The following is a 13,285-nucleotide window of genomic DNA, read 5'->3' on the forward strand; positions in this document are numbered from 1 at the left end:
TATTTGTTATAACATGCTGATTTTAAAGGAATTTGTTGGTTGTTGTTGGGAGCTGTGCTACAGTTCCCCACCGTTAATCAGCAAATGAGTCCCGTCATGGATCTCGACCTGGACAGCCTTAATCAGCAGCTTCGCGACCAATCCCCGGCCGATATTATCCGCTGGGCGGCGTGTTTGGGTGAGCCGATGATGGGGTCCACCAGCTTCGCGCCCAATGCGGCGGTGATGCTAAAGCTGATTACGGATGTCGCCCCCGAGACTCCCATCGTGTGGGTGGATAGCGGCTACAACGTGCCCGATACCTATCGGGTGGCGGAAAAGCTGATCAAACGACTTCAGCCCAATCTGCGGGTGTACATCCCCGAAGTCACTGCGGAGCGCCGCAACGCTTTGATGGGGGGCATTCCCCATCCGGACGACAACCCGGATCTGCATGCCGAGTTTACCCGGCAGGTCAAACTGGAACCCTTCAACCGGGCTTTTGAGGAACTGCAGCCGAAAATCTGGCTGACTGGCATCCGCAAAGAAGAGACGGCCTTTCGCCAGAGTCTGGATGTATTGTCTTGGGATGGTCGCGGTGTCCTCAAGGTGGCGCCGATTTTTTATTGGAACGAGTCGGATATCGACGCCTTTATGGCGGAGCACGATCTGCCTAGCTGTAAGCACTACTTCGACCCCACCAAAGTCGCGGAAAACCGCGAGTGTGGCTTGCACACTTCAGCCTAATCACCCGCCGCCCGGCGCTCAGCCGGGCATGACGTCGGCGAGGGGATTCGCTATGCTAGCGCCCCGCGCGGATTACTCCGCACCGATTATTCCTGTCGATAGCCTATAGGGTCCCAGCCTCATGTACTCATTGCTGCGCAGAGCATTGTTTTGTCTGCCTACGGAAACCTCTCACGACCTGGCCTTAAGCGCACTCTCGGCAGCACAGCGCCTGGGCTTGAGCAGCCTACTGGCTACACCTCCGGCTGCGGACCCGAGAACGGTGATGGGGGTGGAGTTTCCCAATCCGGTGGGCTTGGCGGCCGGACTGGACAAAGACGGTCGTCATATCCGCGGCTTGGCCGCGCTGGGCTTTGGTTTTATTGAAATCGGCACAGTGACACCCCGGCCCCAGCCGGGCAATCCTTTACCGCGCCTGTTTCGTCTGCCCGAGGCATCCGCCATTATTAACCGCATGGGCTTCAATAACCGTGGCGTCGACCAGCTGGTTGATGCTGTGCGTCGCAGCGGCTACGACGGAGTGCTGGGGATCAACATCGGTAAAAATAAAGACACGCCGGCGGAACAGGCGGTGGATGATTATCTGCACTGTTTGAATAAGGTCTATCCCCTGGCCAGTTATATAACGGTCAATCTTTCCTCCCCCAATACCCCGGGGCTCCGGGATCTCCAATTTGGTCAGCCTCTCATTGATTTGTTGGCTGCCTTAAAGGCGGAGCAAAAGCAGTTATCCCAGACTCATGGTCGCTATGTACCCATCGCCGTTAAAATTGCCCCCGATATGGCCGAGGCGGATTTGCGGGGCGTGGCCAAGGTGTTGATTGATCAGCAGATCGACGGAGTGATTGCCACCAATACCACTATCGCTCGGGACGCCGTCAAGCACTTGCCCCACGGGGCTGAAGCAGGGGGGCTGAGCGGCCGCCCGGTCAGAGAGGCATCGACTCAGGCGGTTAGAATCCTCGCTGAGGAGCTCGATGGCAAACTGCCGATAATCGGCGTCGGTGGCATCGACAGTGGCGACGCTGCGGCAGAAAAAATGCGCGCCGGCGCGTCACTGGTTCAGGTTTACACCGGGTTTATCTATCGGGGGCCGGCATTGATCGCCGACGTTGCTCGGGCCTTAAGGGGCCTTGCTCCCTAGCCCCAATAGCTTCTTCTCAGTTCTGCGTCACTGTGGCGTGGAGGAGAAGGGCTGACCCACTGGGACAGACTCGGCGCCATCAAACCGCAAGCGCACGTGCTGCATAGACACACTCATCATGGGGCGTTTAGGCAAGCCCAGTTCCCGCAGCAGTTTGGCCAGTGGATGGGTGTTGCCGATGGTGGGAGCCTTGCCGCCCAGTTTGACGGTCATGCCTTCGCCCTCGGTCACACCAAAGGTGCGCCAAGCACGGCCATCGCGAATGGCGAGAGAGGGCGCGGTTTGGGGTTTGGCCGCGATCTTGCCGGTGGCGGGGGATTCAATGGCAAAGACTAACTCGCCTTGATCTTCAAAAGTCGCGCTCGCCCGTTTTTCGTCAAAGCTGATGTCCACGGTGGACACCCACTTGGGAAAGCCCCAGATAAAGCGTCCGGCGTGGGTGGTAAAGTTTTGGTCCACCGGCATGCGGTAGACAAAGTTATGTAGTGTGCCCTTGACGGTGCGAATCATCGGGCCGACCAGCGGCAGCGGGCGTGACTCGCCGGGCGCTAAAACCGGAAAAATAATGGCGGCTTCGTTGTAGTCACCCAGGTCATTTTTGCGATAATCCACCGCCAGCAGTTGCATCAGCGCTTTGCCGGGAAAAATCTCCACCGGACGAAAGCCGGTGCCTTCAAGCAGGGCTTTGACCCGTTTGGCACTGACGGTGAACTGATTCATCAGCATGGCGGCTTCGTTGACCAGTACCGGCAGGCTGATGTCGGTGCCGTTAATATCGTAGGTCAAGGCATCCCGCTGACTGCAGCAGTCGTTGGTGTGTTCTGCGCCGCCCTCGCCGGGCACCGGAATCTCGTCGCAAAAAATACCGATATCGTGCATCTGTGCCGTCCCTGTTGTTATTGAGAGGGCTAGCATAGTTCAGCCTGTGGAGCACTGCCATAATCGTTTTGACGGGGAGGGGTGATCTGCCGGGGGAGTTAGGCATAATAGCCCCCATATCGACCCATTGGAGAATGACAGCATGCCCGGTCTGCTAAGCAGAGGTAAACAATTTGGCAGTGAGCTTTCGGCGGCGCGAAACGTGGGACTGGCGGAGCTGGGGTTGCGCGGTTCTTTGCGCCTTGCCCAAACGGTAAGGCGGGTGTACCCCAAGGCGTTGCGCTGGTTAATACAATGGCGTCAGCCGACGCCCCAGGAGCTGCGGGAATTGTTTGAGTCCCTTGGCGCCACCTATATCAAGTTCGGTCAATTTATCGCCAGTTCGCCCTCGCTGTTTCCCAAGGAGTACGTAGACGAGTTCCAGAAATGCCTTGACCAGACTCCGGCCATCCCGTTCACCCGTATTCGTCAGACTATAGAGCAGGATCTGGGTTGCCCCATTGACCAGGTGTTTGCCCACATCGACCCCGAAGCTTTGGCATCGGCCTCCATTGCCCAGGTGCATGCCGCGACGCTGGTGAGCGGTGAGGATGTGGTGGTCAAGGTTCAAAAGCCAGGCGTTCAAGCGGTCCTCACCACGGACCTCAACGCGGTCTACCTGCTGACGCGCTTGTTTGAATTGATTATGCCCCACACCGATCGGGACGCCATCGCCGGGCTGGTGGCGGAAATGTACCAATCGATGATCGACGAGTGTGACTTTCGCAAAGAGGCCAATAACCTGCGGGAATTCCGGCATTTTCTCGCTGCCACTGGCAACAAAGAGGTGGTGGCCCCCAAACCCTATGAGCAGGCTTCTGGGGACCGAGTGCTGACCATGGAGCGTCTCTACGGCAAAGCACTCACCGATACCGCGCCATCGGCCAGCGGCGTGAACGCTACCGAGAGTTTATTCCACGCTCTTAATACCTGGTTTGCCAGTTTAACCCAGTGTCCTTTCTTTCACGCCGATCTCCACAGCGGCAATTTGATGCTATTACCCGATGGGCGAGTGGGCTTTATCGATTTTGGCATGGTGGGGCGCATTCAGCCCGAGGCCTGGCAGGCCATGTTTGCGCTGTTTAGCGGTATTGGCAGCGAGGACTATCGGCAGATGGCCGAGGCCATGGTCAAGGTCGGTATTACCCGGGAGAAGGTCGATGTAGACCGCCTGACGGCCGATATCGCCACCCTGTTTCGCGGCCTTAATGCCATGGATCCCGCCGATGTTTTGGAGGGTCGAGGTGCCGACGGTATCAATGCCATGCTCAGCGATCTCGGCAGTATTGCTCGGGACTACGGTATTCGTTTCCCGCGCTCCTTCACCATGTTGCTCAAACAGTTTCTATATTTCGACCGCTATGTGGAAATGTTGGCGCCGGGCGCAGATATTTTTCACGACGAGCGTATCGACCTGATGCTGCCCTAGGGGGCTGGCGAGCGCTTGCTTGGGTAGGTAATTAACACAATAGAATCAATGTCTTGATCGGCGATATGGTGGGACATCTTGTTCCCCTTGAGTCGTGTTATATGCCCAGGTCCACGGCGGTAGCCCACCTAGCGGTGGGCGCCGACAGTCCACGGCAATTCAGCCTGAGGTCCACCGTGCCGGCAAACCAGCCTCGCGGCATTTTTGCCGTGCTGTGCAGGGATCTGGTAGTGATGCCAGCTGTGTTGCTATTGCTACTGGCTTGTCTGCTGGTCGTCGCGACGCACTTCATAATTGGCCTGTCTTTGTGGTGGCTAGCCGTGGCAGTGGCGGCGCCTCTGCTGCTTTGCGCTGTGACCGTACCAATGGCGCGCCGGGTGAACTGGCAATTGTCGGCATCTCTCTCCAGTCTTAACCAGAAGATCGAAGGCGAGCCATCGGCGCCGAGTTCTGAGATGTGGCTGCGTGAAGTGGCGATGCTGGATAAAGCCATTGATGGTCTGCAGGAGCGCTTGGAAGACCGAGATCGAGAGGCGATAGCCATTAAGCGCGACCTCGAACTTAAAACAAAAGAAGTCGACGTCAGCAACCAGCAACTGAGTGCGGCCCTGCAACAGCTCACTGCGGCAAAAAATACACTTGTCGCCAATGAAAAAATGGTTTCCTTGGGTGAGTTGGTGGCTGGCGTTACCCATGAAATCAACACCCCTTTAGGCATCGGCGTAACCGCTGTGTCCACCCTAAAAGCCGCAACGGCAAGGGTGCTGGACGACTATAAACACGAGTCGTTGACCCATTCTGCCTTGGAGAACTACCTGGATACCGCCTCTCAAAGCAGTGAAATAGTATTTGCTAACTTAAACCGTGCCAGCGAGCTTATTAAGAGTTTGAAGCAAGTGGCGGTGGACACCAACAACGATGAGTTGCGGCGCTTTGGTCTGCGCGCTCACATTGGTGAACTGCTCGTTAGTCTGCGGCCTCAACTCGATAAACGTGGTATTGATATACAGTTCGATTGCGATGGATCTGTTCAGGCCCATAGCAAGCCGGGTGCACTATCTCAGATACTGACCAACCTGGTAATGAACTCTCTGGATCACGCCTATCCAGAGGGCGGTAGTGGCACATTGCGCCTACAGGTAAGCGGGGACAGCAGCGATATCACGTTGACTTACAGTGATGATGGCTGCGGGATCACACCTCTCCACCTTGAGCGTATGTTCGAACCTTTCTTTACCACCCGGCGGGACAGTGGTGGCTCCGGACTGGGGATGCATATCGTCATGAACCTGCTTTCTCACCAGCTCTACGGTAGCTTGGATGTGGAGAGTGAAGTTGGTGTGGGTACGACCTTTAGGATCCGCTTTCCGGCAGACATCAGCAAAATAAGCCGTTACGGCGAGCAGGATGCCCTATGACGGAGCCGGATGAAATGCTGATCTTCTCCGAAGAATCAGCACCTAACGAGACTGTCGAGCCGGAATCGAATCCGCCGCTGTATGTGCTGGTTGTGGATGATGAGCCAATGATGCATGCCGTCACGGCAATGGTCCTGGATGGCTTGTTGTGCAACAGACGGCCAGTGGCTTTGTTACATGCGTATTCCGCCAGTGAGGCCCGGGAGATTATGCGGACATGCGGTGACATTGCCTTGATTTTACTGGATGTGGTGATGGAAACCGACAGCGCCGGTCTGGATTTGGTCAAGGACGTTCGCGAGGGATTATTGAACAGTGCGGTGAGAGTGGTATTGCGTAGCGGGCAGCCCGGCGTGGGTTTTGATAGTGGTTATTTACAGCGCTATGACATCAGTTCCTACTGCGCGAAAACGGAGCTGACCCGCCAGCAATTGATTGGGACCGTGTTAGATGCCTTGCTGAGTTACTCTCGCCTCAGCACTATCAAGTATCAAAATGGGCAGGAGGCAATTCAGTCCGGTGGAATAATGGGCAAGTTGCCAGTTGCAGGGTGAACGCGGATAATCCAGTTGTACCAATATGGGTTGTCGTTATCGACACCGCGTCCTTATAGTGTGATGGAGTCGCTTCGTTATGGCTGCTGATCAAGCCAGTCAAGACAATTCAGTCGACGCAGTCGGTGGGTTGAGTCTTGCCCGTGAAGACATCGATCCGGCTGTTCGCGAAGCGGCCAAAAAGTCGTGGAAGATTTTGCTGGTCGACGACGAAGAAGAAGTGCATGTGGTGACCCGGCTCGCCCTGCACGATTTCAGTTTTGCCGGCCGCCACCTGGATTTTATTTCGGCCTACAGTGGTGCAGAGGCGCGCCAGCTGCTGTCCGAGCACCCGGATATCGCTATCGTCCTGTTGGACGTTGTGATGGAGACCGACGACGCCGGTTTAGAAGTAGCGCGTTATATCCGCCAAGAGTTGGGCAACCACTTTGTCCGTATTGTCCTGCGCACCGGGCAGCCCGGACTGGCGCCAGAGCGGCGTGTGCTCAAAGTCTACGATATCAACGACTATCGGGCTAAAACAGAATTAACACAGGACCGTTTGTTCTCGGTTATTTACACGGCATTGTCGTCTTATCGGGATTTGGTGGCGCTCGCCCGCAGCCGCCATCAACTAATCGGTTTGGTTAACGAAGTTGAGCAACTCTCGCACCTGGTTGCCCGTGATTTGCAGGTGCCCTTGAATCAAGCTGTGGATGCGATGAAGCGCATCGGTAGTCGGGCGGCAGAAATCTCGCCCCCCGAGGTGGCCGAGGATGTTATGGCGGTCAAGGGCAGCGTCGACGAGATGCAGTCCGCTCTCAATAAGTTGATTTCGCTGACATCCGCGGGGCGCTTCAATGAGTCTCGGGAAATGGTCGATTGCAACGCTGTGATCAATGATGTGTTGACCAATCTTGGCGATGAATTTCTCGCCAGTCATGCCAATTTGCACTGCGATACTCTGCCGCGGGTTTACGCCTGTCGTCGGCAATTGATACAGCTATTCCAGAATCTGATTTCCAATGCGCTTCGCTACGCCGATGACCAGGTTCCGGATATTACTATTAAGGCCGTGACCAAGGAGCGCAACTGGCTGTTTAGCGTGAGTGACAATGGCGTGGGCATCAGCCCCGAATATCACCGTAGTCTGTTCAACCTGTTCCATCGGGATGAGGGCCTTAATGGCAACAATGCTACAGGGGTAGGTCTCGCCATTTGCGAAAAGATCGTGCGCTGGCACGGCGGCAAAATCTGGCTTGAATCGATACCGGGTAAGGGCGCCACCTTCTATTTTACCTTGCCGTTGGAGGAGTAGTGTCGAGGTGGTGATGCAGGTTGAGAGTTTATTAAACAGTCTCAAAGATCCCGTCATCGGCATCGACCTGGACTGGCGAGTGGTTTTTTATAATCGCACTGCCGAGACCTGCTTTGCCGATAGCAAGGAGGGATCAGAGCAGCATTCCCGGCCGCTTATTGCCGTCGGGGTCGCCATCGATGACATTCTTATTTTCAAAAGCGAAAGCGGTCCTCTCTCTTTTGCCGATGCCACGACCCGCCCTGAGGGACTCAGGGCATTGGTGGCCGGAGCAGCTACGGCAGCCGGTCGTGAATGGCGGACCGAAATCGCGCCAGTAGTGGGCGAGGAGGGTACCGAAGGCTTCAGTTTATTGATGTTTCAACTCGACGCCGAAGAGTTGGCCCTGGCCTTGGATGAGCGCTGCGACTCCCTCACTGGCTTGCCGGGGCGTCGGGAGTTTGAACTGCGCCTGGAAAACTTGGTGGACGACGCTGTTGCCAGTTCCCGTACCCATGCTTTGCTCTATGTGGATATTGATCAGTTCAAGCTGATCAACGATACCAGTGGTCACAGCGCCGGGGACAATTTGATTGAAGGCGTTGCCGAGCGTCTTCGCACCGAATTGTTTGTTGGTGATGTTCTGTGTCGCACCGGCGGCGATGAGTTTGCCATTCTGCTCAGTAACGTCGATGTTTTTGAAGCCCGCTCGGTGGCGACGCGACTGGTCAAAGCGGTGCGCAAAATGAACTTTATCTGGAGTGGCATCGCCCACCGGGTCTCCATCAGCGTGGGCGTGGTGCTTATCGACGAGGGGCAAATAACCCGAGAGGCGGTGATGAGCCAGGCCGATGTGGCGCTGTTTTCCGCCAAGGATAGTGGCCGCGGTCGCGTGCATGTTTATGACACTCAGGACAAACAGCTCAGCCGCCTGCACGACGACATGGACTGGGTGCACCGTATCAATGATGCGCTAAGCCGGGATGCGTTTTCGCTGGTGACAGAAAAAATCCTGCCCATCAATGATGGCAAGGATTGCCACTACTATGAGCTGCTGGTGAGAATGGAGCTGGACGGGGAATTACTTGGTGCCGGTCAATTTTTACCAGCGGCCGAGCGCTTTGGCTTGATGCCCCAAATCGATCGCTGGGTGATCAAGACGATGATGGAGTTTATTTCCTCCTTGCCCCAGGAGATCATGTCCAAGGCGATGTTCTCCATTAATATCTCCGGACAATCCTTGTGTCAGGAAGAGTTTTTGGAATTTGTCTATCGCAGTCTGCAGCGATCCAATGTGGATGCCAGTGTGATTTGCTTTGAAATTACCGAGACAGTGGCGATTACCAATTTTGCAGTGGTGACACGCTTTATTCAGCAAATCCACGAGCTGGGCGGGCAATTTGCGCTGGACGACTTTGGTACCGGCATGTCGTCCTTTGCTTATCTTCAGGAGCTGCCGGTGGATTTTGTCAAAATTGACGGGCTTTTTGTTCACGATCTGGATAAGAATCAGGTCCACGAGGCCATGGTTCGCTCGATCAACGACATCTGCCATGTTTTAGGCAAACGCACCATTGCCGAATTCGTGGAGCGGCCTGTGGTGGTGGAGCGTTTGCGGGACATCGGCGTGGATTTTATGCAGGGGCATCTTTACGGGGGGCCTAAGCCACTCTCGGACCTGCAAGCATAGACTGTCGACAGCTGAAGGTCGTTGTCTTGACCGTCTGTGCTGCTCGGCCTGCCCCAGGGCTTACTGTTAGGAAGCTAGTCTCTAGCGACCTGGGTTTTAGGGACCTAGGCTTTAGGTAATTGGGTTTTGTGGACCTGGGCTTTAGGGACCTAGCAGTTAGATGGCCGTATATTAGACAATAGTGTCTAAAAGGTGATCGTGGTATAAGACAGGTTAGAAATCTGTAACCCCGGCACCGATAAAAGGTCAATAATGTTGTTCCAACGCCCGCTCCACTCTCTCGAACGACGCGTACTGCGTGGCCACAACCTGCCTGTCGTTGATGAGGCGAACTTCCATAAAGATGCCAGGGAGGTTCCTGCTGACCGCCAAGCTATACCCCAGGACGATATTGAAGAGATTTGGCAGCTTGGCGAGAAGCTTTACGCCAGTGGCATGCATCCAATGGTGAGTATCTGCCTGCGTCGCGGCGGTGACATGCTGCTAAACCGCTGCATTGGTTATGCTGGCGATTTTGACGCGCCACAGCCGCGACCGGCAACCTTGGATACCCCGGTATGTCTGTTTTCCGCCTCTAAAGTGGTGGCGGCGGCTCTGATTCACAAGTTGGCGGAAGAGGGCAAGATTAACCTTCTACACCCAGTCAGTTACTATATCCCCCAGTTCGCCCAGGGTGGCAAAGCCAATATCACCATCTACCAATTGCTGTGCCACCGGGCTGGTGTACCGGGTGTCCCGGACGATGTCCCGGTAGAGACCCTCTACGACACCGAGAAAACCCTCGAGATTATCTGTCGTCAAAAGGCCTTGGATATTGATGGCCGGGTAGTGGCCTATCACGCCCTTACTGGCGGTTTTATTCTCGCCGAACTGGTGCGTGTAGTGACTGGTTTGGATATCAATCAGTACAACGACAAGGTCTTCCGCAAGCCTTTGGGCATGGATTATTTCAGTTTTGGTCTGCCCGAGAGTGTTCACCACAAAGCGGCAGAAAACCTCGTTACGGGCCTGCCCAATATCGGACCGGTGGGTTGGCAGTTGGAAAAAATCCTCGGTGCGAAAGTGGATGCAGCGGTGGAAATTTCCAACAAGCCGGAATTTCTCAGTGCCCAGGTCCCATCCGGGAACCTCTATGCCACTGCAGAAGAGGCCTGTCGCTTTTTTGAAATGTTGGTGGACAATGGTCAGTGGCAGGGCAAGTCGGTGATGTCGCCCTTGACGGTGAACCAATTGACCCGGGAAGCGGCGCCGCCACAGTTTGACCGCTCGTTGGTGTTTCCTGTGCGCTATAGCGCCGGCGCCATGCTGGGTGGCAGGGTCTTCGGGATGTTTGGCAGGCACTCTCCCAATGCATTTGGCCACATTGGTTTTTCCAATATATTCTGTTGGGCGGACCCTCAACGGGAGTTATCGGTGGCGATACTGACGTCCGGTAAACCGGTAATTGGCAGTCATCTCGGCTCGATGCTGCGTCTTATCGATACCGTCAATCAGTATTGCTACCCGTGTGTTGATATGGAAGAGTGGCGGAGTCAGCGCCCCTCCTACGACGCTGCCCGCTAGCCACCAGACCCACTCATGGAAGCAGGGAGTTGCCCGTGTCTCTGAAGCAAATCGAAAAAAATATGCTCGATGCCAACAGCTATGCAGAGTGGCAGGAGTTGGCTCAGCTGCACGACAACCGCTCGGGCTTGGCGCAATGGCGGCAGGAAGATCGCAGCAGTCTGTACGACTATATGAATATTCGCTCGCGCCTTCAGCGCCTGCAGCACTTTCGAGAGCGGGGTGATAGCCACGGCTTGTTATATTCGCTGAATGAGGGCATTCACGGCAACCTCGGGGGCATGGGCAAACCGGTTTTGTACAACCGGGCCAAGTTTGGTACCAAACAGCTGATACACGACTATATCGACGCCATCACCGACGCCCTGGATCACTTGGCAGACTTTGACGGCGACACGCCGGATTTTAGTGAACGGCTGGACTTTTTTCGCCGTGCCGACCGCTGCTACGGCAAGTCAGCGTTGATGCTCAGTGGTGGCGCTGTGCTGGGAAACTTCCATCTCGGTGTGGTGAAAGCGCTACTTGAGCAGGACCTGTTGCCGGATGTGATCTCCGGCGCCAGCGCCGGATCATTGATCGCGGCGGTACTGGGGACCCGCACAAACGAAGAACTGACCGATTACCTCACCATCGAAAATTTGATTGAGATGCTCAATACCGATGCCAGCCTGGTCCAGGGTGGCAAGTCCGGTGCGACGCCCCGCATCAATCACCGCAGCCTGACTGAAAAAATTGCCGACATGGTGCCGGATATGACTTTCCAGGAGGCATTTGAGCGCACTGGACGTTATATCAATATCTCGGTGTCGCCGTCGGATGTGCATCAAAAATCCCGTTTGCTCAATGCCATTGCCTCGCCCAATGTCTATATCCGCAAGGCCGTCCTTGCCAGTTGTGCGGTACCGGGGGCCTTCCCGCCGGTGATGCTGGAAGCCAAGAATGTCATGGGGCATCCCCAGCCGTATCTGGCCAGCCGCCGCTGGATAGATGGTTCTTTCAGTGACGATTTGCCCGCCAAGCGCCTGTCCCGTCTCTACGGCGTCAACCACTTTATCGTCAGTCAGACCAACCCAATCGTGCTGTGGTTGCTGCACGACAGTAAAGCCAGTCAAGCTGGGCTGGGAAGCTCTCTGCGCCACGCTGCAATGCGCAGCGCCAAGGAGGTCTGTCGCACCGGCAACGTGCTGGCACAGCGCTACCTGCGGAGTTTCCCCCGGGCCCGGCGGATGGCCAATATGGCCAATGATTTGGTGTCTCAGGAGTATACCGGCGACGTCAATATCATCCCTCGCTATCGCTTCTTTAATCCCGCTAAATTACTGACCGAAATCACCAGTGATCAATTGCGTTTTCTGGTTCTGGAAGGGGAGCGAGCGACCTGGCCCAAGCTGGAAATGATCCGCACCTGCACCGCTGTCAGCCGCCGGCTAAAGACCATACTGGAACGCTACGAAGACGAAGAGTCTCGCCGTCTGTCCCGCTCCCATCCGGATATCGCCGAGGAGATGGCGCGCTTTAAGCGGGCTTAGGGAGCCTCTCGACCTGCTGCTCTGGCCCAGCTAAGGGCGCTTTCAGGCGGTAGCTAATCTCAATGCTGGAGTCTGGTAAAATATACCTAGGGGGGTATATTATGGCTCCCGTATTGTGGCGTCATTTTGGAGGAAACCATGGTAGAGGCGACGGCATTCACACCCATTTCTTCGCTGCTGGGAGGCGCGCTTATAGGCGGCTCCGCAGTGTTGCTGATGTTTTCGATAGGACGGATAGCGGGTATTTCCGGGATTGTGGCCGGTGCGGCCATGGAAAAAGGTTGGGAACGCAACTGGCGGCTCCTGTTTGTTGTGGGATTGTTCGTCGGCGCCGCACTGGTGGCGTTATCGACGGGGGCCCTGGCTAACAGCGTGCCCGTAGCATCGACAACGATGATGGTGATCGGCGGGATTGTGGTGGGTTTTGGTGCCCGGCTCGGATCAGGTTGTACCTCGGGCCATGGCGTCTGCGGTATCTCCCGGCTATCGGCGCGCTCCATTGTGGCTACCGGCACCTTTATGGCTTCCGGCATGGTGACCGTCTTTATTCTGCGCCACGTGCTGGGAGAAGGGCTATGATGCGTTATTTGCAAGTCATTCTGTCAGGGGTATTGTTCGGCGCGGGTATCGCTTTATCGGGTATGGCCAATCCCGCCAAGGTACAAAATTTTTTGGATATCTTCGGTCAGTGGGACCCGAGCCTGGCGCTGGTTATGGGGGCTGCGTTGGCCGTGGCGGGCATTGGTTATCGCTGGGTTTGGGCGCGGGAAAAGCCGGCCTTTGCTGAGTCTTTTTCCCTCCCCACCCGCAGTGATATTGATGCCCGCTTGGTGGGCGGTGCGGTTATCTTTGGGGTAGGCTGGGGGCTCAGTGGCCTGTGTCCTGCTCCCGCTCTGGTAGCACTGTTGGCCGGAAATGGACTGTTTGTGGTGTTTGCCCTGTCTATGTTGGTGGGAATGATCGTCTATCGGCAGTTCTTTGAGCGCTGAGGTTGCTGCAGTAAGATGAATGGCGCGGTGGGACTAAGCGCGCCTGTCG

General features: G+C 55.8%; 12 protein-coding genes. 11 read left to right on the top strand and 1 reads right to left on the bottom strand.

Annotated elements, in window-relative coordinates:
• The first annotated feature begins 96 nt into the window (after window positions 1–96).
• Both I6N98_RS07255 and I6N98_RS07260 read left to right on the top strand, forming a co-directional pair.
• Window positions 97–726: a phosphoadenosine phosphosulfate reductase domain-containing protein gene (locus I6N98_RS07255; RefSeq protein ID WP_198571118.1), complete on the top strand. Its 630-nt coding sequence runs from the start codon at window positions 97–99 to the stop codon at window positions 724–726.
• Window positions 727–847: 121 nt separating this feature from the next.
• Window positions 848–1,870: a quinone-dependent dihydroorotate dehydrogenase gene (locus I6N98_RS07260; protein ID WP_198571119.1), complete on the top strand. Its 1,023-nt coding sequence runs from the start codon at window positions 848–850 to the stop codon at window positions 1,868–1,870.
• Window positions 1,871–1,897: 27 nt separating this feature from the next.
• Here the strand turns inward: I6N98_RS07260 and I6N98_RS07265 are convergent, their stop codons facing one another.
• Window positions 1,898–2,749 (bottom strand): acetoacetate decarboxylase family protein, encoded by an 852-nt coding sequence (locus I6N98_RS07265; RefSeq protein WP_198571120.1) that lies wholly within the window; start codon window positions 2,747–2,749, stop codon window positions 1,898–1,900.
• A gap of 142 nt (window positions 2,750–2,891) precedes the next feature.
• On the opposite strand from I6N98_RS07265, the gene I6N98_RS07270 reads away from it, so the two are divergent.
• From I6N98_RS07270 to I6N98_RS07310, 9 genes are all read left to right on the top strand, one after another.
• Complete coding sequence (locus tag I6N98_RS07270; RefSeq protein WP_198571121.1) at window positions 2,892–4,217, top strand: ABC1 kinase family protein; 1,326 nt, start codon at window positions 2,892–2,894, stop codon at window positions 4,215–4,217.
• Between the two features lie 101 nt (window positions 4,218–4,318).
• Window positions 4,319–5,635: a sensor histidine kinase gene (locus I6N98_RS07275; protein ID WP_198571122.1), complete on the top strand. Its 1,317-nt coding sequence runs from the start codon at window positions 4,319–4,321 to the stop codon at window positions 5,633–5,635.
• Entirely contained in the window at window positions 5,632–6,189 is a 558-nt protein-coding gene (locus tag I6N98_RS07280) for a response regulator (RefSeq protein WP_198571123.1), read from the top strand. Before I6N98_RS07275 ends, I6N98_RS07280 begins: the two co-directional genes overlap by 4 nt.
• Window positions 6,190–6,268: 79 nt before the next feature.
• Window positions 6,269–7,486: a sensor histidine kinase gene (locus I6N98_RS07285; RefSeq protein WP_198571124.1), complete on the top strand. Its 1,218-nt coding sequence runs from the start codon at window positions 6,269–6,271 to the stop codon at window positions 7,484–7,486.
• Between the two features lie 13 nt (window positions 7,487–7,499).
• Complete coding sequence (locus I6N98_RS07290; RefSeq protein ID WP_232787492.1) at window positions 7,500–9,155, top strand: EAL domain-containing protein; 1,656 nt, start codon at window positions 7,500–7,502, stop codon at window positions 9,153–9,155.
• Window positions 9,156–9,407: 252 nt separating this feature from the next.
• Complete coding sequence (locus I6N98_RS07295; RefSeq protein WP_198571126.1) at window positions 9,408–10,718, top strand: serine hydrolase domain-containing protein; 1,311 nt, start codon at window positions 9,408–9,410, stop codon at window positions 10,716–10,718.
• Between the two features lie 35 nt (window positions 10,719–10,753).
• Complete coding sequence (locus I6N98_RS07300; RefSeq protein WP_232787493.1) at window positions 10,754–12,247, top strand: DUF3336 domain-containing protein; 1,494 nt, start codon at window positions 10,754–10,756, stop codon at window positions 12,245–12,247.
• A gap of 138 nt (window positions 12,248–12,385) precedes the next feature.
• Complete coding sequence (locus I6N98_RS07305; RefSeq protein ID WP_198571127.1) at window positions 12,386–12,826, top strand: YeeE/YedE family protein; 441 nt, start codon at window positions 12,386–12,388, stop codon at window positions 12,824–12,826.
• Window positions 12,823–13,236, top strand: a complete 414-nt coding sequence (locus I6N98_RS07310) for a DUF6691 family protein (protein WP_232787494.1) — start codon at window positions 12,823–12,825, stop codon at window positions 13,234–13,236. The genes I6N98_RS07305 and I6N98_RS07310 overlap by 4 nt, the downstream gene beginning before the upstream one ends.
• The last annotated feature ends 49 nt before the right edge of the window (window positions 13,237–13,285 follow it).

It is taken from the genome of Spongiibacter nanhainus, from assembly GCF_016132545.1.
GTDB classification, from domain to species: Bacteria; Pseudomonadota; Gammaproteobacteria; order Pseudomonadales; family Spongiibacteraceae; genus Spongiibacter; species Spongiibacter nanhainus.

Coding starts and splice junctions, on each gene's coding strand:
- I6N98_RS07255 (WP_198571118.1), top strand. CDS start 97: ATGGATCTCGACCTGGACAGCCTTAATCAGCAGCTTCGCGACCAATCC.
- I6N98_RS07260 (WP_198571119.1), top strand. CDS start 848: ATGTACTCATTGCTGCGCAGAGCATTGTTTTGTCTGCCTACGGAAACC.
- I6N98_RS07265 (WP_198571120.1), bottom strand. CDS start 2,749: ATGCACGATATCGGTATTTTTTGCGACGAGATTCCGGTGCCCGGCGAG.
- I6N98_RS07270 (WP_198571121.1), top strand. CDS start 2,892: ATGCCCGGTCTGCTAAGCAGAGGTAAACAATTTGGCAGTGAGCTTTCG.
- I6N98_RS07275 (WP_198571122.1), top strand. CDS start 4,319: ATGCCCAGGTCCACGGCGGTAGCCCACCTAGCGGTGGGCGCCGACAGT.
- I6N98_RS07280 (WP_198571123.1), top strand. CDS start 5,632: ATGACGGAGCCGGATGAAATGCTGATCTTCTCCGAAGAATCAGCACCT.
- I6N98_RS07285 (WP_198571124.1), top strand. CDS start 6,269: ATGGCTGCTGATCAAGCCAGTCAAGACAATTCAGTCGACGCAGTCGGT.
- I6N98_RS07290 (WP_232787492.1), top strand. CDS start 7,500: ATGCAGGTTGAGAGTTTATTAAACAGTCTCAAAGATCCCGTCATCGGC.
- I6N98_RS07295 (WP_198571126.1), top strand. CDS start 9,408: ATGTTGTTCCAACGCCCGCTCCACTCTCTCGAACGACGCGTACTGCGT.
- I6N98_RS07305 (WP_198571127.1), top strand. CDS start 12,386: ATGGTAGAGGCGACGGCATTCACACCCATTTCTTCGCTGCTGGGAGGC.
- I6N98_RS07310 (WP_232787494.1), top strand. CDS start 12,823: ATGATGCGTTATTTGCAAGTCATTCTGTCAGGGGTATTGTTCGGCGCG.